Below are 22,753 nucleotides of genomic sequence, written 5' to 3' on the forward strand. Positions count from 1 at the left end.
GATATTCAGGTGCATTGTTTTACTTCGGTATTTACAATGCACTCTGAGTATTTTTGATCATACTACAGCTCTAAATGCTGGTATTCGATGGCGACAAAACACTTGTTTATCCTAAAACAGCATTGTATTCTGAAGACTCTTATCATACAGCTTAAAAGCTGTAATCCTTCTCTTAAGCATTCAATCCATGCTATCCATACCGAGTGTTGAAATAGGTGTAGTTACGTTAACTAGACGTGCTTATACCTATTTTTGCACTATCGCAAAATTGCGCACTTGCCGTTAGCAAGCATTCCGAAAGGAAATTTAATCAAGGGGACTATCATGCCTTATTTACCAGCCTACATGGGCGAATTTTGGTACGGCATTGCCGAGTTAGCTTTTTGGGTTATTGCAGCAGTTATGCTTGGATACTTATTAAGAAGACTCGTGAATGAAGGTGTCTACATTGTTGTAGATATTTTTATGCGTTTACCGATGATGCTAGTAGATCAATTTATCTCTAGCATGCAGCAAATGTTCTATAAGTTCGGTGAAGAACGAGCAAAACGTAAACGTAGTAAGGAGGAAACAGATACTGTTGAAGAAGAAACTGTTCATATGACAGAATCTCCTGCAGAATCGAAACCATCCAAAGGTTTTGCTCAGTACAACGTTAGCATGTCTGTTAAAGACATAGTCAACGAAGTACCGAAGCAACCTAAAGTGGCTAAACCTCAAGTAAAGCATGAAGCTGACTTGAGCCAACCTGCTTACCTACGTAAAGGTTTATTTGTTTCTGGTGCATTTGGAAATAAAGAAATCGTTGAAAATACTTTTGCTAAACAGCCTCTTCCAGAGACTGTGACTAACCAAAGTAAACGTGATCAGTTACGTAAACAACGTGCTGAATTTGTGAAGAATAAATCTTCGGATAAAAATCCTGCAAAATTTCAGAGTCAATCTGGTTCACGCAGAAAAGCAATGCGCAATAGCACGTACTCATCTAATGGGACAGTGTCACACGCATAAGTAATAAAAAAGAGGTAATGTATCATTACCTCTTTTCCAAGTCTTAATCCCAATGGTACAGCATTGGAATTGAGATTTTTTAACCCGCACTGATGCGGATTTTAACCTGACGAAAGTCAACCTACATTAAGCAAGGAGTCAAAATGAATAACTGTCTATTTTTAGAGGGTAATTTAGCCGAAGACTTATACATCTGCGGCAACGCTGATAATACTGTCGTGAAGTTAGCTGTGATCACTAATGAGACTTTTCGAGATAAGGCCACTGGTGAACAACGTCAAACTTCCGTTCGACACAGTGTTTCAGTGTTTGGATGGAAAGCTAAACAAATCGTCGATAATGCGGAATATTTTCGTAAGGGCGCTTTGGTTCATGTGAAAGCAAAAATGGTTACTGTTAAATCTCATCGTTATGAAGGAATTTATGAGTACCAGCCACATGTGGACAACACCACTTATACATCTGTAGATGCAGTCGTACGTTTTACAAAAAATACTGTTAACAGCAGTGGGTCACAACGCGCACAACCAGTTCGTCAACGTCCACAACCTACTCAGCAGTATTCGCCACGTAGTGAGAGCCTTCCTCAATCGAACGGTCAGCAAATGCCAGCACCGCAGTTTGAAGAATACGAAGAATTTTAACTAAACCAATATGGAACGCTTGAATAGTGTTCCATTTATTCCCGAAAGGGCTAAGTAATCAAGGAGAAATACCCATGTCAATGATCAAAACATTTGCAACAAAATATGGTTTTAACGAAATAGAAGAGATGCTTTGTGTATTGAAGTCAAAATGCTTTCCTCACTACACCAAGTTCTGCTCTGATTCTGTATTAACCTTAATTCAGGCGGCGTTAACACGTGATCTGAATCCGTTTAATCATGAAATCTATGTTGTAGCAGACAAAGATTTAAATGGTGAAGTCGATGGATACAGAACACAAATCGGCATGTCTGGTTGCCTACGTATTGCAAACCGACAATCATCTTACCAGGGCGTAGAGTTTGTCTATCCTGACTCGGGAGACACCATAACTATAAACGTAGAGAGCAAGCTACGTAACGGAACAGTTAATACCGTTACTTGCTTTGCTTGGTTAGAAGCTCGTGTTTATGTGGATGGAATTGAACGTCCATTTGTTGCACGTGAATACTTCGATGAGTGCTTTAGTGAAGTGAGTCCTGCTTGGATACAGAAACCAAAACGTCGTTTACGTCAGACTACATTTGCTCAGGCTATCGAACTAGCTTTCTACGGTAAAGATAACCCTGAAAATTCTGTCTTGGAAATGAACATTTCAGAGAAAGAAATGAATGAGTTTGAGCAACTGGTAAATACCGTTGGTTTCAAGTTTAAGTCTGAAACCAAACCTGAACCTGTAGATGGATCGCGTATCAAATCGAACGTTGATGAGTTAATTACGAAGCAACAAAGTGCTGCACAAGGACACAAACCTCTTGAGAAAGAGAATGTGGAATCTCATAGCGCTCCCGTTGCTAAAGAATTACCAAAAACATCTACCGCTGATTCAGTGGAAGCTGAAACTGATAAATCAGTTGAGGCGGAAAAGCTAGAGACCGTTAACGAAGTTTCAACCCAATCACCTAGTGATAGTGATGAACCTGACTTAACAGTACCTGCGTATATTCGCAAAGGTCTAGAGCTTAATAGCGAAAACCAAGCTGAAGCTGGCGCAAAGGTTCTTGATGAAGCTCAATCTGAAGCAGGAACCCAAGCAAATGATTCTGAAACAACTAAAACTGAAGAAGTCGAAAAAGAGGCTGACTCGGTAGAGGAAATTTCAGATGAGGATGCTGAACGCTATCAAGGTATGTTTGGGCAAGACACTGTTGAAGATGGTGAGACTGGATTTCAACCTCCATTTGTAATGGAAAATGAAATTCCTTTCAAAACAGATTCAGTAGTGACTGAGCCTGTAGTTGAAACTCAAGCTGTAGAGCCTGAGTCGACTACGCAAACGAATGTTGAATCTAGCTTGCCATCGGAAGTTATTGAGTATCTCAATGCTACTATTAGCAAAGAGGATATTGATAACCACGATAGTATTATGTTTATCGACATGTTCATTGATAGCTATTCGTCAGATTCTGAAATGTTCAATGACGTCCAAGTTGCGGGCTTTGTTATGAGTTTACAAGGTAAAGATAAGCAATTCGCTATTCAGCGTCTGTTTAAGGAAAATGTAATCTCAGAAGAACAGCTTCTTAACTTTGTCGAAAAAGTGAACATAGCAGCGTAAAACTGTAGGCACGATTAAGTGCCTACACCGTAACCGAAAGGTGTTCAATTAAGGAGTCAAAGACTAATAAGCTTGGTGGGTTCATCCACCAAGCTTGGAAGTCAAATAACTCAATGGAGTTTGCCGAAAGGCAACCAATGATCAAGGAGAAAACCATGAGTACACAAAACTCATTACATGCTCAGGCATATCAGGAGATGCTAGTTCTTAATCACCATCAACCAAAACTACTTTGGTGGTTGGTGAGTAACTTAGCTGAAGTTGATGCATTAACTGACAGTAAACTTTGTGAGGGCGTTAACCGTGCAGAAGAACTGAAGACTTATCTATTTGGTTTTATCAAGCGAGCTTCATCGCAACAATTGTCAGCCTTTAATTCTCTATGGCAGGCAAGGCTAGGGGAGACAAAACAATGGCTCAACTAGACTTCTTATCAAAGCTTGAATTAGGTAGTGTTGAAACACAGTCGAAGCCAAGACAACGTAAAACCCCACGAGAGAAGGCGGAAGTAAATCCTTTAAACACTTTGCTTCCATATTTGTATCGTGAGGAACATCAGGAACAGGTACTTAAAGGAATGAAGCTTGCTAAAAAGCCTCGCGCCTTCGTATCTTGGGACCTGAAAAACGAACTCCACACAATGCAAATCTGTGTATATTTCATAATGGTGGATGACTTGAGATCTTGTTTTTACTTAAACAAGCAAAATCTGGTTGAACACTTGGAATGGATTATTGATGACCCAGATGATGATTTCTCATTTGTGTCTTGCATGGAGAGTATTGGTATAGATAAGAAGGCAGAGGCCTATGATGTAATAGAGTCTTTCCTTCTTGACCAAGTAGCTTCTGCTGATTTGATCCGAAGTGAAGTATTAAAGAAAATGGATAACGTAGATTATGAATCGAATCTAGATATACCGGAAACGAAGAGTATTCTCGAGTTATCCAAATATGTAGAAATGTATGATCAAAATCGCCGTATTATTATGGCTTGCATTGATCAGTATTTCTCATAACCATAAATGGCCACCTTCGGTGGCCTTTTTTATTCCTCCATTTCCCCAATTTCCCATTAACAAAATTACGGTGAAATTTGTTTGAAATATAACCAGTGTCAATTTACTGCACATGAACTATCGACTATGATTGAAAATTATATGTGAATCATTATTTTTTCGGTGCAGTTATTATGGACTTAGCAATCGCTGAGAAGCGGGAAGTGGCCACAGAAATAGCAAACACACTCTCCAAAAACGTCATAGAACGTACTGGGTATTACGAGTGTACGGATATTGGCTTAATAGTGAGTTGGGCTCAGGGTTTTTTGTTAAAGCTAGCTGACCCGAGTTATTTTGATAAGAGTCTTGAAAAATGGAATCGAGACCAACTCCCGATGAAATGGCCTGTAAAATTCGTCCCTGAACCTAAAACAAAAAAACAATTGGACGTTCTTGGTGCTTTGCTAAAAAAATGTAACCTAGTTTATAACTGTACCGATATAGATAACGCAGGCTCGTGGATATTTTGGAGCATTTACGAGCACTTCAAATGCCAAAATGAAGTAAAACGCGTATACATTAACGACAACAATTTAATACTTCAGGCTTGGCAGCAAGCAAAACCAGGTAAGGAGGATTACGTCAATGCAATGTGTGAACGAAGCCGTCAAATTCTCGATCAACTCGTCGGGTTTAATGTCACTAGAGCCTTAACTACGCAAGCAGGTTTTCAGGGATGGCGCAAACTTCTTACCGCTGGACGAGTGCAATCATTTTTTGTCGGGCTAGTTGTGAGACGGTATTTGGAACGAGAGCGCTTCACATCAACGGATTACTACATTTTGAATGCTGCTTTAACTATCGGCAGTACAGAGCTCGATTTAGTTCGTTACATACCAACTAGTGAGGATCCAGTCGATGAAGAAGGTAGATTGAACAATAAGGATTTTGCGGTACATCTAGAATCCTCTATCGCAGGAAAGAAATTCATACTAGATGAACTTGATGTTGACCAAAAACCTATAAAGCGACCAATGCCCTTTGACCTCGGTAGTTTACAAAGCGAATGTGACCGACTTTTTGGCTATTCATTATCTGAGGTGTTAGAAACAACGCAGAAGCTACGCGATCTCAAACTCATAACGTACAACAGGACGGATTCTAGATATCTGAGTGATGAGTCATTTGATGATGCTGAATCTTTACTTAATGACTTAGCTGAAGTTGATCTGTTTGCGCCATTGATATCTATGACTAGCGTGGACCAGAACCATGTCCCTGCCTGTTTCAACTCTACAAAGGTGAGCGCACACCACGCAATCATTCCCACACATAATACATCCGCTGTTTCACAGTTAAATGAAATGCAATTCTCGGTCTATTACATGATCGTGCGTAACTACATAACCCAATTCTTGCCTGAACACGTAAAGGAATACGTTAGTTTTAAATTCCACACGACTGACGATGATGGGGTAGAGCGCCATTTTAAAGCGAAGAAATCTAGACAGCTTAAACTAGGGTGGAAAGTTTTGTTCGTACGAGAGCCAGAACCAGAAGCAGAAGATAATACTGATGATAATGAGGAAGAAAACTTAGATGTTGACCTCAGTCTGTGTAGTATTGGAGGAGAATTTTCCGTAGTCAAAAGCCATTGTTCTTTAAGGCATACAACCCCACCACCATTCTTCACTATTACTTCATTATTAAGTGCAGCGAAAAATGCGGCTAACCACGTCGATGATCCAGAGATAAAGGAAATGCTGTTGAAAAATAGTCAAGGAAAACCAGAGGTTACTGGTGTTGGTACTTCCGCGACACGCACTCCTATTTTGACTGAACTTTTCAAAAAAGGGTTGCTGAGGAAGGTTGGTGGTAAAGTGAGAGAAACTGAAGAATCGATAGTCTTATACCAAGCTTTGCCGAGTACGTTCACAGATCCAACGACCACCGCTATATGGGCTGACCAACAATCGCGGATTCAAGACGGTACAATGTCCATTAATGAGTTCATGAGCGGCGTAGAACAGGTAACTTCTCAAACTGTCCATCAGATAAAGCAGGGAATAACCATACCTGAAAAGTTCTTAAAAGCAGAAAGGTTAGAAGAATGTCCGAAATGCCACAGTTATACTGCAGAGCAACGACCCGGCAAACACAACCGGGGTGTGTACTGGCATTGTCCGTCATGTTCCAAAAATTTCAATGATTATCAAGATAAGCCATTCGACAAAGAGACGATGCAGCGACGTAAGATGCCGTGTCCAAAATGTAAGGGCGAGGTAGAGCACAACATCGGAAAGTTTGGTGATTACTGGAAATGTATAAGCAACAGCTGTGGCAACTTCCCTGATCTGGAAGATAGTCCGTTCTTTGAATTGTGTCCTGAATGCAATTCTGAACTCAAGATAAAAACGGCCAAGAAGTCGATGTTCATTGGTTGTAGTGGTTACCCAAGTTGCACTTTTACCAGAAAACTATAAATCTGTCTTATGGGCTGAAAAAAATGACCTAAAAAAAGTGCGCGCCTAATGCTGTGAGTCTGAAAGTAGTATTGAAGGCTCACAAAGGTAACTTTAATGAAATTAAATAAGCGTATCCACACAATAAAGGCATTATCACTAACTTCTCTATTACTCTTTGGTGCAATCTCCGCTCCAACTAATGCAGCATCAACGTTAGATATAAAGCAACCAAGTCAAGACCAAATCATCAATGTAAATGCAGCTCTAACTAAAATAGGGATTAAAGTTGCCTCCAAATATGTAACTTCAATGAGTAACGAAGTTGGGTTCCAAACCCTTGTTAGTAATGCCGGGCTCATGCAAGTTAACTATGAAAAAGGCATAGTAATGTATGGGAATAACATTCTTAAAATTGATGAAAATGGAGATTTGGTAAGCAGCAACTCACGAGTAACGAGAGAATTTCTTGATAAGCTTGAGTATAAAATTCTGGCCAAAGCTCCAAATGAAAAATATAGAATTCAGGTGTTTACAGATATAACCTGTCCTCATTGCCAAGATTTTCACAAGAGATTACCGACGCTCCTTAATGAGGGGATTTCCGTAGAATTTATTCTATTTGCACGCTATGGTGATAAACGACCTGAGTTCTTAAGCATGTCGGCTATTCAAGGCCAAAAAGACCCTCTCCAAGCACTAACTAATGAGATGAACGGAATTATTCCAACTGAAGGTACTGGCAAACCATCTTTGCAAATGGTGTTGCATCAACAAGCTGCCATAGGGATAGGTGTAACCGGTACTCCGGCCATTTACTACAAAGGGATTAACATTCCAATCACGCTACCGGAGGCTATGCCAAAGCTTCTTGAGACTTTCGAAGAGGCTTATCGTGACGATAAGTATGCAGTAGAACGGATAAACTAATGGCCGACACTACAACTAATAACACAAGTAACAACCCAAATACCCCAAAGCGGCGGCAAGACATACCGTTAATTACAACGGTATTAGCAACCTTTGGACGCTATTTTTCTTTATGTATTTTGGCTGGTGGTGTGTCAGTTGTTCTGTCAATCGCAATTTATTCTTATTTTTTCTTCTTGGGTGACAACAATTACAGGTGGTCATTGAATATTTACAAAGAAATGCTGGTTTATCAGGAGAGTCTAGGTAAGTGGCTCGATGTTAAAGAGGTTTTCACTGTAATTGTCACCTACATACAAGATAAATTGTCTGGTATCAGTAGTATCGATACGGGCATTTTTAATTCCTTTCTAACGTCCAAACATAAAATTCTGGATTATTCTTTCGAATTTTCGAATATCTATGATGAGAAGGTTACAGCAGAGAACGGGGCGTTTTTTGGAACATTTAGACAGTCGGGTGACTATTTTTACAACTTGGCGATGACCGTATTACTTATGACTATGGTCTGGTTGTTAAAGATATTGACGATAGTTAACTACCTACCGGTTTATCTTCTCTCTATCTGTTTTGGTTTAAGCAATGGACTCACCCAGCGGAAAGTGGCCACTTTTAAAGGTGAGCTGGATTTTCAGGATAGAACAGAGTTGGTATACAGAAAATTACGAATGGTATCTATCACAGTTCTATTCACGTATGTATCGATTCCTTATGGTGTCAATCCTTTATGGGTATTTGTACCTTCTGTGGTACTAACAGGTATATCGGTTAGGTACTTGGCAGCGCTATACAAAAAATACTATTAGAGTCACAACATACGATAAGAAAAGGCTGATAGGTGCTACCCCGTCAGCCTTTTTCATTGGTTATTATCTGATCTCAGTGCGATTTGTGAGTTTTACGCTCCAAAACCACGTCTTCAAACTTGTACCAAGCCTTCATTAATATCAGACCTAAAACCGTAACAATCTTGAAGGTCACAACGATAGGCGGAACAAGAATCCATAACAGTACAACCATATAAGGTTCTTTTGCTGCATTTTCATCCCACAACTTGCGTTTTTTTGGTTTGTAAGTGATGTGTAAGTAAACCAAATACACAATCACCGCAACGGTTAGTGTTGAAGCAAGAATCGGGTTATTCGCATGGAATTGAATAAAAGCAATTTTGGCTGGTTCTACTTTATCCAGCATTGAGTTCAGAAATTCTAGTAGCTCACGCATATGTTTTTCCTTCTTAATTATTCGTTCTTAGTGGCTATGAGAACATCTTATAACCCACTCAGTGTCTACCGCACCCCCCTCTGAATAAAAAAATGCAATTTACAAAATACTGCTTGTAAATCGGAATTATCTCAACAACCACACTTATTTAGGTATTTACATACATGGGAAGAATAACGGTTGAAAAATCCCTTCCGTATTAATTACAGAGGCCTTTTCAGAAATCACAAGAGTATGGATGACGGAAAGATTCTAGGAAAAGGTCATGATACTAAAACACAGCATCCTTTTGTGCGTAGCTGCACTATCCCTACCACAGTTGGCTCATGCTGACGTATGGCAGGAACGAGAGTTACTAGAAAGATGGGCAACCCAAACTGAATCGCTAAATGAGATCTTGGACGAAGCACAATACAGCGCTGATATGAACCGTAGAGCGAAAATGGATTATTCCGCATTACGAAAAGATATCCGGGAAACTCTATTAAAAGTTCGTCATTACCTAGATGCACCTGCTGAACCATTCAATCGTTATAAGGCTGAACAAAATCAGCCGACAATCAGTAAATAACAAGAAAGGAGACCAAGGTGAATATGTTCCGTAAGTTGGTTGCATTACTTGTATTAACAATTTCACCAGGGTTGGCGTATGCGGAAATATTTGCACCATCTCCTGATAGTTCCAATGAAACTCACTGGAATACGATTTTGGGCTCTGGGAGCTACGAAGAATACGCTTTCACATTGCGGCTAATACCATCCGTTCTGCTTTTATTTTGTTCAGCGTGGGCGCTATTTGGGCTTTTTCGTGCTGCTTTTGTCGATGAGACAATTCAAAAAATGGACTTTGTTATTTGGGCCGGGAAGTTAATGCTTATTCTCACCATTTCAATCGCTCTACTTGTTAGTAAATCATCTAGTTAACAAACATAAGAACACGAGGAAATTCATGTTAGTTAAAAAATTATTAAAAGGCATATATCAGTCGAGCGATAAGCTTGCGGTGAGCCTACTTACGTCGCTTGCCTATATTTCACCTTCGCTTGCAGCTTCATATAGTTTACCTACGCCAGTAACAACCGATGTTACAAACGGAAACTACATCACATTGTTTCGTAAGGGCTTCGCGGACTTCGCAATTTTAGCTACAGAGTCGTTCGGTGTAATTGCACTAATCATTATGGCGGCAATTTTTGTTTGGGAGTTCGTACGGGTGACTAACCAAAAACAAACCTGGGGTGGTTTGGGTTTAACGATGGGTGTGGGTGCGCTTATTCTTGTTATTGTTTATGTCCTACTCAACCAAGCTGGAAAGTACGCAGGTGCAGGCTTGAACTCATAATTAGCAAACTATCGCGCTCCTACTAAGAGGGAGCGCAAATCCGTATTGCAAGAAAAAAGAAGAAGGTTCAAGAGATGGATGACGAAGAAACATCAGATCTAATACTCGATACAATCGACTTTACTCCTAATCTTCTGGCTGGTTTTACAGCTAGCGAAATGGTTTCTTTCTTTGCCGTTTGTTTTGTAATTCTGATTATACCGTGCGCTGCTGGTTCACACTACTTAGCCGACACCATTTTGTACGGGTTTATTCTCGATGCTGTAATCAGTTCGTATTTGACATATAGAGGGGCATTGAGGGCGCAAGTACTGAAACGAAATCGTCCTTCATACATGATGTGGATCGACTTACAACGACGTCTACAGGATAGAGGGATTTTAGGCGTAAAGATCAATTTCAAGTTAGTGCCAGATGCTGTCTGGGAAACAAAGAAGATAGGTAGGTAATACGTGGATTTGGACCTTAAGAAAATGTTCAAAAAAAATCAGAATCCGGAAGAAGCCGTAATAACAGAAACTGAAACCATAGATTTAGTTTCCAGCAAAGAATTTGATGAAAACGAAATTCCTTTATCAAAGAGAATTGGTAAGTTACCTAAAATAATGGTCCAAAAAACCCATGAGCATTTATCTCACGTTGCAACTCTTCGTTTCATGATTGCACTGCTTGTTTGTCTCTTATTCATGTCTATGTACACAACATCCCAGATGCCCAAACGTATTTTGGTGAAAATCTCTCCACAAATGCAATCTGGATTAACGATGAAGATAGGCGAGTATCCAAAATCGGCAATTTTAAGTGACATTCAATTCTTGTGGTTGGACATGAACAATTGGGATAAGTCTGGTGATGACCAAGCTATTCCTTTAGTGGATAGATACCAATATTTCCTGAGTCCAGAGTTCCAAGTGCAACTGAAAGAAAAATATGAAGAAATGAGTAGGAAAGGAGCACTAAACCGTACGCGTCTACCTAGTGCTGTGCCGGGTCAACTATTCCAGTTTGAAGATCGCGTAATTCAAGTCAGCAAAGACTCGTGGAAAGTATTTTTAGATATAAAAATTGAAGAAAGGATGGATGGTGAATTAGTTCGAAGTCCGACCTATCGGTATTTCTTCCTCGTCGAGCGATTCGAAAGCAATCTCGATTACAACCCGCTTGGTCTAAGAATCGTTGGTTACAGCGATGAACCAAAACGTATCAAGGACTAATCACAATGAAGAACTTAAAAGTAGTCTTAATCTTACTTTTTACATGTTTAACCTCGGTGGCAGCTAATGCGACTGAGGTACACGTGTGGGATAAGAAGCCTATTGAGATCCAATTAGAAGTTGGTAAAGAAAGAATCATTTTTTTTCCTAGTAACGTGAAATTTGGAATGAGCCCGGACTTTCGTTCGAAAATTAAATTGAGTAATGCTGCTGGTACGGTTTATATAAAGCCTATGCAGGCTTTCAATAAAACCCGTGTCTTTGGGACATTGGATAATGGCGAAAGACTTGTACTTGACTTCTTTTCTGTAAGACCACAAGGGAATGATGTCCCAGAGGATTTCAAAATTGTTCACCCCGCACAAGTGAAAGAGGCTTCGGAAAGTTTAGGTACACAATCTACTGAAGCAGAAGCTGTTGCTGTAGGTGGAAGCTCGAAAGCGGTAACCATTAAGGATCTACTTCAATACGCGAACATAGATTTGTATGGGCCAGCACGATTACTGCCTAATTTACCCATCACAGAAAAAAAAGTAACAAAGCCACTTAATCTAAAGCATGTATTTATCAATCGTTCTGCAGGTTTATTTGAATTAGAGGCATTTAAGCAGTATCAGTCGATGAACTATACCGTTACTGCAATTCATCTAAGAAATAAGACTAGTCGTAGACAGTATATTAACCTTACCGATGTATATCCGGCCATGCTCGTTGATTCGTCTCATCATAGTTTTGTTGAAGCGCGAACTTCTGACCCATCTCAACGTGACAGCACGACTTTCTTCATTGTGACTAACAAACCTCTATCTGATTACAGTTTCTATGCGCCTACGGTTGCAGGGTTACATCAAGTCCAAGGAAGTGAGAATGAATAAGAAAATCGTCCTACTTGGTCTATTGGCTGCAGCCGCGGTGGTTCTTTTGTTCTTCGATGATGGAGAGGCACCCGTAGCACCTCAACCTGTTAATACGACTCCTGAATCGAAGTTTGCGCCAGAAAATACGGCTATTGGAAAAAAAGCTGAGATTGATAATTCTTCAGATGAATTACGGGCAGTTCTGATCGAAGTGAGAAAACTGAAGTCAGAGAATGAGCAACTGCAGGATCAAGTTTCGAAAATTCTATCTAAAGATGCCACGCCTGATTCTAATCAAGCCATTCAAAAATTGCGTAGGGATTTTGCAGAGAAAAATGTAGCGATAGATGAATTAAACCAAAAAGTCGCTGAACTGAATGAAAAGAATCGCAATCTGGCTAACAAAGTCAAAGAAGGTGTACAAACGCCACCTCAAGCGAGTGCTTCTTCGTCTTCGGTTGATTCAGATTTAGGAGTTGACGGGACTAAACCAACGTCGGTTAGTGATGATGACATTCCTATTCTGAATAGACCTGCTGATGCAACGGCAAGTACGAATAATTCTACTCAAACAGTTAATTCCAATACTGAAACCGTAGATGGTGTCGATGACTCGGTCATTGTTTGGTATGAGCCTGACGATGCCATTATTAAAACAGACCAAAGCGGTTCAGAAAAAACTGTTACTTACCCTTTCACGAGTACTCAAATTTCAGGTGTGACACTTGCAAGTGCAGAGCTGGAATCTGTCGGTGCTGAACAGGACAGTCAAAGCGTTAGCAGCAAAGGTGAAAAGAAGAAGGAAAATACGCTGAAACCTATGTATACAGTTCCGGCAAACAGCACGCTATGGGATGTTACCGCAATGAGCACAATGATTGGCCGAGTGCCAGTAGGCGGCTCACTAACCAACCCATACCGATTTAAAGCTTTAGTCAGTTCAGAAAATATGGCGTCAAACGGTATTTTTATTCCCAATCTTAAAGACATGGTTGTTTCCGGTTATCTAGAAGGAGACATGTTGCTTAAGTGTCTTCGAGGAAACATCGATTCAGCGACTTATACATTCAATGATGGAACCATTCGCACTATAAGTGGAAGTGGTAGTGAGGGTGGCGCGGCTGGAGGTATCGGTTGGATAAGCGATAAATGGGCTAATCCATGTATTCCGGGCACTTACGTATCCACTATTAAAGAATACTTAGCGCTCATATCCGGTACCAGTGCAATTCAAGCCTTTGGTGATGCTCTATCTGATGCAAATACAACAACGGCAACTTCAGGTGATGTAATTACAACTGTTACTAGTGGTAGCACGCTTGAAAGCGCGATTGGCTCAGGGATAGCTGACGGTGCAAGTGCTGGTGGCGACTTTATTGAAAAACGTCTAGAAGATGCCTTCGATGCGGTTGTAATTGAAGCAGGACGGTCCATTGTGCTTCACATCGAGCAAGAAATGGACATCGATTACGACACCCAAGGTAGAAAAATTGTTTACCAGAACAACGTAGAGGAGTACTTGAATTGATGTCTAACTTATCATTTAAAAAACAGATTGCAGTCGGGCTGATTTTCTCTGTATTGGTACTGTCAGGTTGTTCCTCTCCAAACGAATTTCAAACCGAAGAAGAACTATATCAAGATTCGGTTATTCCCAAGTCTGAACACACAATGAAAGAGATTTACGAAAATCGCGGGTCTACAGGTAATCAAACTGAAGGGCAGGGAATGCCAACCCAATATGCTGGTTACATGGTTAACAAACGTCCAGCTTCGGACTATGAAGTAGGGCTAAGTCCGTACACTGTCAGCAACACTGCTCAGGCTCATTTTCATTTTTTGCCAAATCCGGTGATTTACATGTACATATTGCCTTCTCTGACAAAAGAAGACCGCCTTCCTCGTCCTGGCTGGGTAACAGAATTTCACATGTACGACAAAGATGAATACGCTTTACCGGGCGAAACTAGCCTAAGAGAGGACAACTGATATGGGCGCGAGCTTGAAAGCTACTTTCAACAATTTTAAAAGAAATGTCTTGGGGCTAGGTTTATACAGACAAGAAGATGAAGCTCGTCTATATGAACGTAAAGGCCCAAATTTTGCTGATACCTTGCCATATACCGCTTATGACGAGTATACAAAAACTTGGATCTTAGAAGACCATGAAAGTAGAGCTGTTGTCTTAACGTTAAAACCAATTTCAACTGTTGGTAAAACTACAGAATCTCTTGTTCAAGACCGTAACTACATCCGTTCAATATATGAAACTTTCGAACGAGTACTACCGGAGCAAGGACAGTGGGTTCTGCAGGAGTTCTATTACAACGATAACCGTGTTTCCCAAATCATGAAAAGCATGCGGGATTACATTGCCCCCCATGCGAAAGGAACGGAGTTTACGGAGCAGTATTTAAAAGTCCAAGAGCACCACTTACGCGGTATGAATAATGAAAATGGGATTTATAAAGACCGTAACGTAACGCGTGAACAGTGGGGTTTAAAAGTTCCCCGTATAAAACTCGTCATTTACCGTCGTGTCACCAATTCTGATTTAGCTCAAAAAGCAAAAGGGCGCTTCGACGCTGCTCAGGAGTTAAATGAGAAGATTGAAGACTTGTCCACAAAATTTGCTTCAGGTGGTCTTACGTTCGAGCGTGATACGAAAGAGGACGTTCTTTACTGGCTATTCGACATGTTTAATGGCGATGGTGACTATGAGGGTGAACGTGAAGATTACATTAAAAAAATGACCGATGTTGACGATGATGTAGTCACGGATCTTAGCGACGTCATTTTTGTAGATCGTCCTGTAAGCAACACAAAAGACAATAGTTGGTCATTCGGTAATAAGAAATCGCGATTTTTGCGTTTCTCTGGATTAACCAAAAAACCGCGGATTGGTCAGATATCCGGCGAAGTTGCAGCAGGTAGCAGTGGTATTCAAAATATTAGTTGTGCCATTGATGCTATGCCTGTTTCGACAATGGTTACTCGTACTATTGTCTTTACGCATAAAGGTGATTTAGAAGCCACATTGAATACCCTTGAAACGAAAAGTAAGGGTGGCAGTACTGAGGCTAGGAAAGCGCGTCGAATCCATAAACAGGCAACAGAAGAATTAATCAACGATGACAATGCAGTACGTTGCACAATGGGTGTTTACTTTTCAGGTAATTCCGTTGAAGAACTCGAGAGGCAGCAGAGAAAGATCATAACGACTTTCGCCAATAACAACATAGCACTAATCAAGGATACAGAAGACGGACTCTGTTTAGATTCTTACCTCATCCACCTACCGATGAATTTTAAACCGTTAAATGATCTCAAGTTTCGTTATTTACGACAAATGAGGATGGATCATAACTGTAACCTGTCTTTGTTATTTGGTCGCTCTGAAGGCTCAGGTAACCCAGGATTAATGTTTTTCAACCGCGGTGGCACTCCGGTATTCCATGACCCATTAAATGGCGATGAAAGGGCTATGAATGCATTTTCATTTGTTGTTGGCCCTCCTGGTGCAGGTAAGTCCGTAACTCTGGCACAAATGGCAATTATGAACATGGCTGTGCACCGTCCACGACTATTTATCGTTGAGTATGGTAATTCATTTGGCTTGCTTGGTGAGTACTTTGAAAGATTTGGTCTAAAAGTTCTGCGTCAGAAATTAGACCCTCAAAATGCTCCTTCATTGGCGCCTTTCGCTGATATCGATTTGGTTATAGACCAGTCCACAGAGCAACGTATTGACAGTTTTGATGACTGGGATTTAAGCAGTATTAAGACTGAAGAAGGACAGGACGCCCTAAGCTTAATGAAGAAAGCTCGAGATAGTCGAGAAGAAGCTGGTGATACTGAAGATGAAGACCGTGATGTCTTAGGTGAGCTTGAACTAATAACTTTCTTAATGATCACCGGCGGAGAAGAACGTGAGTATTTGCAGTATTTACGTGCTGACCGTCAGCTTATACGTGAAGCGTTAGTCCATACGGCTTACCGTATGCGTGATGAAGGGAAAAAGTCATTTGAAACAGCATTAAAAGCTAATGCCTTAACCGAAGAACAGATTGAAGCTGGACCAAAACCGAAAAGCTGTATCACTCAAGATGTTATCGACACCATGATCATGATGGTCAACGGTAAATATGATACGGAAATTACAACATATACAAGTGGCCAAAAAGATAAGCTCAATCAGATGTTGACCACACTTAAGATGTTTACAACTGGTTTCAACGCAAAATTGTTCAACAGACCGGGTGAGTCATTCCCAGACGTCGATGTTGTATTGATTGACTTGGCGGAGTTAGCAAAAGATGCCAACAAAGATAAATTAGCCGTTGCCTATACAGCTCTCATGCAGCGTGTTAACTACCTTGCAGAAAAACACCAATCGGACGCACGGCAAATCCTGGTGTACACCGATGAGTGCCACCTTGTATGTAGTAATCCTCTTCTAGGACCATTCCTAGTTAAGATGGTTAAGTGTTTCCGGAAACTTCAAACATGGCCTTTATTCGCCACCCAAAACGTGGGTGACATGGCTGGTGGTAGTGCAAAACTATTATCAATGATCGAATGGTATTTCGCACTGAATACTGAAAAGGAAGAAGCTGAGCTAATTCAAGAGGTAAAAGGTTTACCTGATGAAATCTGCTATTTGCTTCAGTCTTCTCGTAAACAAGCTAAATCATACACTGAAGGTGTTATCTGTAGTAAGAACTACAACACTCAATTCCGGTCATCACCAGCTTCATTATTCCTCGCTATAGCCATGACTGAAGGCCATGAAAAATCGGCTCGCAGGGAAATAATGGAAGAAAAAGGCTGTGACGACCTTACAGCTGCTTATTACATCGCGCAACAAATAGATAAAGGAAGAGGTTTTAAACATGAATTGGCTTTTAATTAAAAAATCTGCAGTAGTTGTTGCGTTGGCGTCAATTGCTTCAGGCTGCGCGGTAAATAACGAGGCAGAGCAACCTAAAGAAGAAGTAGTTTATACCAATGTTGTTTATTCTGCTGATACGCGCATCGACAATTATTTTGATGATCAATACAAGATATTCAAAGACATTTTCACGGAATTTACGGTGCAAAGAATTAGTGATCGTGAAATTAGAATAATCATTCCGACCGATTATGGGTTTGATGTTGGCGGATGGTCTATGAATCGTACTTTACGCAATCATATAGCTGACATGGCTAATACGCTGAATGATTACAAGGAAACTTCAATTTGGGTACATGGCCACACAGACAATCAAGGGAACCTGAAATACAACATCGGTCTTTCTCAACATAGAGCGGATGCAGTTAAAGACTTACTGATAGCAAATAACGTCGATAATCCACGAATTAAAACGGTAGCAGAAGCATATGAAATGCCCCGGTGTGATAACACCACGAAGATAGGTAAAGATTGTAACCGTCGTGTTGAGATTGTCGTTAGAGCGAATGCATTGAGGTAGTTATGAAGATGATACCCTCATTATTAATTCTCCTTTCATTTCTTGTGCCGACAATAGCGTCGGCACAAGATTACCCGAAAGACATAAAAGTGTTCACTCAGCTTGCAAAAGCAGATGAGATAGTAGATGTGGCTAAAAAGGATCTTCCCGGTGTCAATATCGAAGTTTTCTTCGTTGACCGTTACGAAGACATTATGAACTCAATCAACTCCAACCTCCCACTTGATGAACTCAAACCAATGAGTGAAGAACAGCGGCTAGAGTGGGCAAAAGTTCATATGAAAGAGTTAGCTCAAGCAAAGACACTAAAAAATATGAAGTCCAAGCTTGGCGTATCTTACACTCGCTTATTTGATATTCAGAAAGTTCCTGCAGTATTAATGGATAACTACTATCTAACTTACGGAATGAGCGTTTCAGAGAGTATCGATCAGTTTATTAAAAACGAATCAAGCAAATAGGGTATGTATGGGCAGGAAGTGGTTATTACTAGCAATATGCTTTTGGGTACTACAAGCTAATGCTGCAGAGCTAGCAAGCTTCAGTGAGATAATGGGTTCAGCGTCCGCTATGAGTTCTTCTGATTCTTCCAGTGCCTTAAGTAATAATGGCTCGGGGGCTGCTGGAGCTTCCGGTGGCTCCGATAATATGTTCACAACGGCTTATGAATATATTGCGGGTGCTATGCCTGACATGGAAACGCTAACAGAGGTAGTTAAAGAAGCTGCCGAAACGACAGGTGTAACATCAACACAAGCGGAACCAGTAAGTATCTGGGATGATATAGCGATGTCCTATTCGTACGATTCGAAATCTAGCTGCGTAAAATATATGTTTTTAGGTGAATGCTGGTACATAAAAACATCTTGGATTCCTAATATTGGCACTCAAAGCGTAGCTCAAAACCGTTTAGCAGACCTTCAAATAGAGGTTACGTCTCGCGTACCGTCTGTCTCTGACTCTGCGTTCTTAATGGAATCTGACAACGCGCCGACAGATAGTTACTCTGGTTCTATTGTTCAAAACATGGGTTCCGTAGTCGGAGCATTGTTTAATGAGCTTTTAACCCTCGATGGAGATCCGGGTCTTCAATTTATGGAGAACGAAAGCGATAACAAAAACAACGACATCGTCTTATTCAGAGAAGCGTTAGTGATTGGTAATCCAGTGCAATCACTAATAATGAATCCTTTTTCCATAATGCCAGGCTACTGCAGTTCTTCAGTTTCCCCTTACACACCTTACTTTGTTTCTAGTTTAGACCTCTTCTCTTGGAGGATACTAGCTACAACCGATACCATACTTCTCCCCATTTACATGATTACGTATCAAGGATGGAATGAAGTTGGCAAGAATATGGGCTCAGTATTTCCTCGGATAGGATATAACGAAAGCCCAGACGAGTTCGATGTCGCGGTAACTACCTCTTATAGAGCTTTAAGTATTGTTAGCGACCTGCGTCCTCAGTTCAGCGGTATTCTAGGCTTACACATCGCTTCACCAACTCCTGCCTATGCTTCTGGTTCATGGGATAACCGGGGAGACTATAAGTACAGAACTGTCCGCGACCATGTCACTCAGTTACTTAGAATTTACTATCCGTTTAATGGTGGCACCTGTACCAACTTCCGTGGTTACTCTCAAAGCGGTAAAGACCAATTGAATATTAAGTACAACAAAAAGAACAAATACCACAGTGGGGCATTTAAGGTTTATCGCCCATATGTTTGTTGTAAAAGAAAATACCAATATCTGTTTACGACTGCTGCAAGACCTTCTTTTAAAACATATTAAACGAGAGGCAATGGTGAAAAAGCATATTTTTAGAGTGATTCTTCTTATTTCTACAGTGTTAGTGCAGCATTTATGCTTTGCTAACACTGTAGCAGTATGTAATACGGACCAAATTATATGTAGTAAGCTCGGATCTGAAGATATTAAGTATGGTCTTTTACCATTCGCCTTATCGAGACATAAAATCGATAGTGTAGATTACATTGACTACCCAAAGGCTCTATTGGATGAATTAAGTTTCGATGTTGCTTTGTTGCCCAAAACAGAAGCTCAATATCTACTGAAAAATGGGGACTTTACTGTTTATGATATACCGTTGAAGAACTCCATTATTAAACTCACCCCAGACAATTTGATGACTGAAAGGTTATTGGGAACTCGTAACGCGTGTGATTATGGGCGTACTGATTTGAAGTGCGTATCTATAGAGCAGGCTTTGGGAGAGTTTAATCAAGGCCTCGCAAGTATTGTAGGTTTCGATTCGGTATTAACTCCATTCATACCATCGCTTCAGAATGTCAGAAGCAGTGAAACGTTGGATAACATAGCATATGTACTTCTTGTAAATAACGAATCACCTCTGGCGAGTATTAATTTAAGAAGCGATTTAATTCAACCGTCATTTTTAGATGGGTATGTCATAACAGTACTTATTCTGGCTTTAATCCTGTTGTTGACAGGCTGTACTGTGGCTTATGTTCACTTTAAATCGCAAATTGATGAACAGTCAGGTTGCTACTCTAAAAAGATGTTTGAGAAAACTCAAAACAAAGCTTCAAGTAAGCCTAAAACGATCATGTTGATAGATTACAATAATTTCAAATCAGTTAATGACATTATGGGGCATCCCGTAGGCGACAGAGTAATAGAGTTGGTCAGTTCAGAACTTATCGGAATTCTCCGTAAAAATGACAAAATTTATCGTATAGGCGGGGATGAGTTTTTCGTTGAGTTCAGTAATTATTTGCCTGACTCACGTGTAATTCAACTAAGGCAAAATATGGAAGAGGCCGCCGCGAGAGTATCAAATCAACTGGGTCTAGATGATATTGAATTTGGTCTCGCTGTTGGTCATAAAGCACTAGAAGCGGGTGAGACGATAAAGGATGCTTACAAAATAGTCGATGAACAGATGTACATTCAAAAAAAAGCAATGAAGGCATCGCGTTAGTATAGTTGTTCACACAGCTATCTATTCAAAAAGGTAAGCTTGTGTTAACTTTAAAGTTCTAACTCACCAATTGGTGATTCAGTAGCCGAAAGGCATTAATCAAGGAGACAATTATGGCACCAGCAAAGCCAGTGACGAAATGGCGTCGCACCATCAAACAGCAACTAGAGAAATCTAAGTTAGCTACATCAAATGAGATGGCGTATCGAAGTTACGTTTCAATAATCCATCGTTTATCAATGTCGAACAAGTTGGGAGAAGACTTAAGTAATATAAGTCGACCTATTTTGTTTCGTCATATACGTGAGTTTTTAGCGAATAATGTTTCGCAGCCATGGGAAGCAGATGTCTTGTGGTACACCGCAAACCTTTTAATGGACGCTAGTGAAGGGATTGATTCCCCTCCATTTCAAGGCGCATCTATGGTCTGTGGCGAATGCGGTTTACCCGCAAAACTCAATGATGAACTAGATAGATATGTTTGTCCTTACTGTAACGCACAGGCAAAGGCAGGCCCAAACCGAATACCAATTGCAATTCCTGCATCCAATGAGATAAGGGATGAGCGAGTTCGTTTACACGAGCGCCTTTCTAATGTGATCGGCAATGGTGTAAAAAATGCGAATGTGCGGGATTTGTATTACCGCAAGATAGCTTCGTTGATCAATAAACCTATTGAGAACACACATATTGGTTATATCACTACCATTTATGATGTCGCCCTATGGGATATGGCAATTGATGCTTTGAGCACTATGGACAAATTGGTTTGGAACACGGAGGCTGCTAATGTTTGATATCAGTTTACGTAGGGTGTACCACGAGCAAAAAACTCTTTCTTGGCTTAAATGGCGAATGGAAGGTGTTGGGGCTTCAGACATTGCGGTAATCGCAGGTGTCTGCAAAGAGAAAACTCCATACCAACTATACCAGGAGAAGAAAGGTTATGTAGAGCCAGAAGATCTAAGTCGGAATCCTCATGTAAGACGCGGTAATCGGTGTGAACCTATTGTACGCGAATACATGATTAATGAACTTGGTGTACCTATCGAAGTATTCTGTGCTGAAGATTCAAATCATCCGCATAGAAAAGTGTCATTCGATGGTGTCGCAGTGTATCTATCAAAAGGTGAAGCAATACCTGTTGAAATTAAGTGTCCTTGTCCATCACGGTTTAATGAAGTTCTTGAACATTATGACCCTAATGACCAAGAGAAGGTGCTTAGTAGTGAATTGGTACAATACCATTTATGGCAAATGCAGTATCAAATTGCGATGGTAGGATCGAGATACGGGTTACTTGTTTTCTATTGTGAACATAGCAATAGAATCGTTGTGATCAAAATCCAAGCCAATTTAGCAATACAGCAGAAAGCTATTGAACTGGTAGATCAATTTGCAGAAGCACTTGCGACAGATAATCCACCAGACATGGATCCTGACCGCGATGTTTTTGTGCTCGATGAAAGTACAAAGTCGGACTGGGAAGAAGCAGCAACACAACTTTGGTTACTTAGTGATGAAGAATCGAAGTTAAAAGCTAAGTTGGAAGAACTGCAGAGGAAGAAAGATACCTACTGTAAGGTTCTCTATGATATTTCAAGAGGTTTCCGCACGGTAAACGCTGGTGGAGTTCAAGTAACACGATTCCCGCGTAAAGGTCGTCTGAATTATACCGCGCTTTTAAATGATCATAATATTCAATTGAATGATGAAATGAGAGCTAAATACTCAGGAGAATCAACAATTGGTTATAGAGTCTCGTTTAAAAATAAGGGGTTGTTAACTCAGCAATCAAACCAACTAGTAGTGAAAGATTACTGCTCAACTTGGGATGAAGTGAATAGGGCTATTGCTCTAACGCTATAAATAAGACGGCTTCGGCCGTCTTATTTTTTTGGAGCCAAATTGACTTTTTAATGTAAAATGGCTACATGTTGCAAAAATAAATGTGATGCATATCGCACAAAAAGTTCAAAATAAGACTGACCCTATAAATGCACCTAATGATACA

At 40.4% G+C, this 22,753-nt stretch carries 24 protein-coding genes; 23 read left to right on the top strand and 1 reads right to left on the bottom strand.

Annotated elements, in window-relative coordinates:
- Positions 1-324: 324 nt before the first annotated feature.
- The 8 genes from HUO09_RS16830 (at position 325) to HUO09_RS16865 (ending at position 8,472) form a co-directional block, all read left to right on the top strand.
- The gene (locus HUO09_RS16830; RefSeq protein WP_188234673.1) at positions 325-1,011 is read left to right on the top strand and encodes a hypothetical protein; all 687 of its coding nucleotides are present in this window, start codon (positions 325-327) and stop codon (positions 1,009-1,011) included.
- A gap of 143 nt (positions 1,012-1,154) precedes the next feature.
- Positions 1,155-1,655 carry a single-stranded DNA-binding protein gene (locus HUO09_RS16835; protein WP_188234674.1) on the top strand — a complete coding sequence of 167 codons (501 nt, stop codon included), beginning with the start codon at positions 1,155-1,157 and terminating at the stop codon, positions 1,653-1,655.
- A gap of 74 nt (positions 1,656-1,729) precedes the next feature.
- Entirely contained in the window at positions 1,730-3,274 is a 1,545-nt protein-coding gene (locus HUO09_RS16840) for a recombinase RecT (RefSeq protein WP_188234675.1), read from the top strand.
- 155 nt (positions 3,275-3,429) lie between these two features.
- Complete coding sequence (locus HUO09_RS16845) at positions 3,430-3,699, top strand: hypothetical protein (protein WP_188234676.1); 270 nt, start codon at positions 3,430-3,432, stop codon at positions 3,697-3,699.
- Positions 3,687-4,292: a hypothetical protein gene (locus tag HUO09_RS16850; protein WP_188234677.1), complete on the top strand. Its 606-nt coding sequence runs from the start codon at positions 3,687-3,689 to the stop codon at positions 4,290-4,292. The genes HUO09_RS16845 and HUO09_RS16850 overlap by 13 nt, the downstream gene beginning before the upstream one ends.
- A 173-nt stretch (positions 4,293-4,465) precedes the next feature.
- A complete protein-coding gene (locus tag HUO09_RS16855) occupies positions 4,466-6,757 on the top strand; it encodes a DNA topoisomerase (protein WP_188234678.1) in 2,292 nt (763 codons plus the stop codon).
- Positions 6,758-6,853: 96 nt separating this feature from the next.
- A complete protein-coding gene (locus tag HUO09_RS16860; protein ID WP_188234679.1) occupies positions 6,854-7,666 on the top strand; it encodes a thioredoxin fold domain-containing protein in 813 nt (270 codons plus the stop codon).
- Positions 7,666-8,472 carry a DUF4400 domain-containing protein gene (locus HUO09_RS16865; protein ID WP_188234680.1) on the top strand — a complete coding sequence of 269 codons (807 nt, stop codon included), beginning with the start codon at positions 7,666-7,668 and terminating at the stop codon, positions 8,470-8,472. Before HUO09_RS16860 ends, HUO09_RS16865 begins: the two co-directional genes overlap by 1 nt.
- Before the next feature lie 73 nt (positions 8,473-8,545).
- Here the strand turns inward: HUO09_RS16865 and HUO09_RS16870 are convergent, their stop codons facing one another.
- Positions 8,546-8,890 carry a hypothetical protein gene (locus HUO09_RS16870; RefSeq protein WP_188234681.1) on the bottom strand — a complete coding sequence of 115 codons (345 nt, stop codon included), beginning with the start codon at positions 8,888-8,890 and terminating at the stop codon, positions 8,546-8,548.
- A gap of 265 nt (positions 8,891-9,155) precedes the next feature.
- Here HUO09_RS16870 and HUO09_RS16875 point away from each other — a divergent pair, with 265 nt between their 5' ends.
- The 15 genes from HUO09_RS16875 to HUO09_RS16945 all read left to right on the top strand — a co-directional run bounded on the left by HUO09_RS16875 (position 9,156) and on the right by HUO09_RS16945 (position 22,608).
- On the top strand, positions 9,156-9,461 hold the full coding sequence (locus tag HUO09_RS16875; RefSeq protein WP_188234682.1) for an RAQPRD family integrative conjugative element protein: 306 nt from the start codon (positions 9,156-9,158) through the stop codon (positions 9,459-9,461).
- Positions 9,462-9,478: 17 nt separating this feature from the next.
- Positions 9,479-9,814 carry a hypothetical protein gene (locus tag HUO09_RS16880; protein ID WP_188234683.1) on the top strand — a complete coding sequence of 112 codons (336 nt, stop codon included), beginning with the start codon at positions 9,479-9,481 and terminating at the stop codon, positions 9,812-9,814.
- 25 nt (positions 9,815-9,839) lie between these two features.
- Entirely contained in the window at positions 9,840-10,232 is a 393-nt protein-coding gene (locus tag HUO09_RS16885; RefSeq protein WP_188234684.1) for a DUF2976 domain-containing protein, read from the top strand.
- 74 nt (positions 10,233-10,306) lie between these two features.
- The gene (locus tag HUO09_RS16890) at positions 10,307-10,681 is read left to right on the top strand and encodes a DUF3487 family protein (RefSeq protein ID WP_188234685.1); all 375 of its coding nucleotides are present in this window, start codon (positions 10,307-10,309) and stop codon (positions 10,679-10,681) included.
- A 24-nt stretch (positions 10,682-10,705) separates the two neighbouring features.
- Positions 10,706-11,446 carry a DUF2895 family protein gene (locus HUO09_RS16895; RefSeq protein ID WP_188234686.1) on the top strand — a complete coding sequence of 247 codons (741 nt, stop codon included), beginning with the start codon at positions 10,706-10,708 and terminating at the stop codon, positions 11,444-11,446.
- Between the two features lie 5 nt (positions 11,447-11,451).
- Complete coding sequence (locus HUO09_RS16900; protein WP_188234687.1) at positions 11,452-12,321, top strand: DUF3438 family protein; 870 nt, start codon at positions 11,452-11,454, stop codon at positions 12,319-12,321.
- Positions 12,314-13,831 carry a TIGR03752 family integrating conjugative element protein gene (locus HUO09_RS16905; protein ID WP_188234688.1) on the top strand — a complete coding sequence of 506 codons (1,518 nt, stop codon included), beginning with the start codon at positions 12,314-12,316 and terminating at the stop codon, positions 13,829-13,831. Before HUO09_RS16900 ends, HUO09_RS16905 begins: the two co-directional genes overlap by 8 nt.
- The gene (locus tag HUO09_RS16910) at positions 13,831-14,292 is read left to right on the top strand and encodes a hypothetical protein (RefSeq protein WP_188234689.1); all 462 of its coding nucleotides are present in this window, start codon (positions 13,831-13,833) and stop codon (positions 14,290-14,292) included. The genes HUO09_RS16905 and HUO09_RS16910 overlap by 1 nt, the downstream gene beginning before the upstream one ends.
- Before the next feature lies 1 nt (position 14,293).
- Positions 14,294-17,215 carry a conjugative transfer ATPase gene (locus HUO09_RS16915; RefSeq protein WP_188234690.1) on the top strand — a complete coding sequence of 974 codons (2,922 nt, stop codon included), beginning with the start codon at positions 14,294-14,296 and terminating at the stop codon, positions 17,213-17,215.
- Positions 17,196-17,774, top strand: coding sequence for an OmpA family protein (locus HUO09_RS16920; protein WP_188234691.1), 579 nt, complete (start codon positions 17,196-17,198; stop codon positions 17,772-17,774). Before HUO09_RS16915 ends, HUO09_RS16920 begins: the two co-directional genes overlap by 20 nt.
- Before the next feature lie 2 nt (positions 17,775-17,776).
- On the top strand, positions 17,777-18,235 hold the full coding sequence (locus tag HUO09_RS16925) for a DUF1525 domain-containing protein (RefSeq protein WP_188234692.1): 459 nt from the start codon (positions 17,777-17,779) through the stop codon (positions 18,233-18,235).
- Positions 18,236-18,344: 109 nt separating this feature from the next.
- Entirely contained in the window at positions 18,345-19,568 is a 1,224-nt protein-coding gene (locus HUO09_RS16930; protein WP_188234693.1) for a hypothetical protein, read from the top strand.
- Entirely contained in the window at positions 19,498-20,739 is a 1,242-nt protein-coding gene (locus tag HUO09_RS16935) for a GGDEF domain-containing protein (RefSeq protein ID WP_188234694.1), read from the top strand. Before HUO09_RS16930 ends, HUO09_RS16935 begins: the two co-directional genes overlap by 71 nt.
- A gap of 477 nt (positions 20,740-21,216) precedes the next feature.
- Positions 21,217-21,297, top strand: a complete 81-nt coding sequence (locus HUO09_RS22605; protein WP_373563707.1) for a hypothetical protein — start codon at positions 21,217-21,219, stop codon at positions 21,295-21,297.
- A gap of 231 nt (positions 21,298-21,528) precedes the next feature.
- Positions 21,529-22,608, top strand: a complete 1,080-nt coding sequence (locus tag HUO09_RS16945; RefSeq protein WP_188234696.1) for a lambda-exonuclease family protein — start codon at positions 21,529-21,531, stop codon at positions 22,606-22,608.
- Positions 22,609-22,753 lie beyond the last annotated feature (145 nt).

Origin of the sequence: Vibrio sp. Y2-5, from assembly GCF_014596725.1 — a bacterium.
Classification (GTDB): domain Bacteria; phylum Pseudomonadota; class Gammaproteobacteria; order Enterobacterales; family Vibrionaceae; genus Vibrio.

Coding starts and splice junctions, on each gene's coding strand:
- HUO09_RS16930 (WP_188234693.1), top strand. CDS start 18,345: ATGAGTTCTTCTGATTCTTCCAGTGCCTTAAGTAATAATGGCTCGGGG.
- HUO09_RS16895 (WP_188234686.1), top strand. CDS start 10,706: ATGTTCAAAAAAAATCAGAATCCGGAAGAAGCCGTAATAACAGAAACT.
- HUO09_RS16925 (WP_188234692.1), top strand. CDS start 17,777: ATGAAGATGATACCCTCATTATTAATTCTCCTTTCATTTCTTGTGCCG.
- HUO09_RS16860 (WP_188234679.1), top strand. CDS start 6,854: ATGAAATTAAATAAGCGTATCCACACAATAAAGGCATTATCACTAACT.
- HUO09_RS16850 (WP_188234677.1), top strand. CDS start 3,687: ATGGCTCAACTAGACTTCTTATCAAAGCTTGAATTAGGTAGTGTTGAA.
- HUO09_RS16905 (WP_188234688.1), top strand. CDS start 12,314: ATGAATAAGAAAATCGTCCTACTTGGTCTATTGGCTGCAGCCGCGGTG.
- HUO09_RS16830 (WP_188234673.1), top strand. CDS start 325: ATGCCTTATTTACCAGCCTACATGGGCGAATTTTGGTACGGCATTGCC.
- HUO09_RS16885 (WP_188234684.1), top strand. CDS start 9,840: ATGTTAGTTAAAAAATTATTAAAAGGCATATATCAGTCGAGCGATAAG.
- HUO09_RS16835 (WP_188234674.1), top strand. CDS start 1,155: ATGAATAACTGTCTATTTTTAGAGGGTAATTTAGCCGAAGACTTATAC.
- HUO09_RS16900 (WP_188234687.1), top strand. CDS start 11,452: ATGAAGAACTTAAAAGTAGTCTTAATCTTACTTTTTACATGTTTAACC.
- HUO09_RS16935 (WP_188234694.1), top strand. CDS start 19,498: ATGTTTGTTGTAAAAGAAAATACCAATATCTGTTTACGACTGCTGCAA.
- HUO09_RS16910 (WP_188234689.1), top strand. CDS start 13,831: ATGTCTAACTTATCATTTAAAAAACAGATTGCAGTCGGGCTGATTTTC.
- HUO09_RS16870 (WP_188234681.1), bottom strand. CDS start 8,890: ATGCGTGAGCTACTAGAATTTCTGAACTCAATGCTGGATAAAGTAGAA.
- HUO09_RS16855 (WP_188234678.1), top strand. CDS start 4,466: ATGGACTTAGCAATCGCTGAGAAGCGGGAAGTGGCCACAGAAATAGCA.
- HUO09_RS16840 (WP_188234675.1), top strand. CDS start 1,730: ATGTCAATGATCAAAACATTTGCAACAAAATATGGTTTTAACGAAATA.
- HUO09_RS16875 (WP_188234682.1), top strand. CDS start 9,156: ATGATACTAAAACACAGCATCCTTTTGTGCGTAGCTGCACTATCCCTA.
- HUO09_RS16945 (WP_188234696.1), top strand. CDS start 21,529: ATGTTTGATATCAGTTTACGTAGGGTGTACCACGAGCAAAAAACTCTT.
- HUO09_RS22605 (WP_373563707.1), top strand. CDS start 21,217: ATGTTTGTCCTTACTGTAACGCACAGGCAAAGGCAGGCCCAAACCGAA.
- HUO09_RS16845 (WP_188234676.1), top strand. CDS start 3,430: ATGAGTACACAAAACTCATTACATGCTCAGGCATATCAGGAGATGCTA.
- HUO09_RS16920 (WP_188234691.1), top strand. CDS start 17,196: ATGAATTGGCTTTTAATTAAAAAATCTGCAGTAGTTGTTGCGTTGGCG.
- HUO09_RS16915 (WP_188234690.1), top strand. CDS start 14,294: ATGGGCGCGAGCTTGAAAGCTACTTTCAACAATTTTAAAAGAAATGTC.
- HUO09_RS16890 (WP_188234685.1), top strand. CDS start 10,307: ATGGATGACGAAGAAACATCAGATCTAATACTCGATACAATCGACTTT.
- HUO09_RS16865 (WP_188234680.1), top strand. CDS start 7,666: ATGGCCGACACTACAACTAATAACACAAGTAACAACCCAAATACCCCA.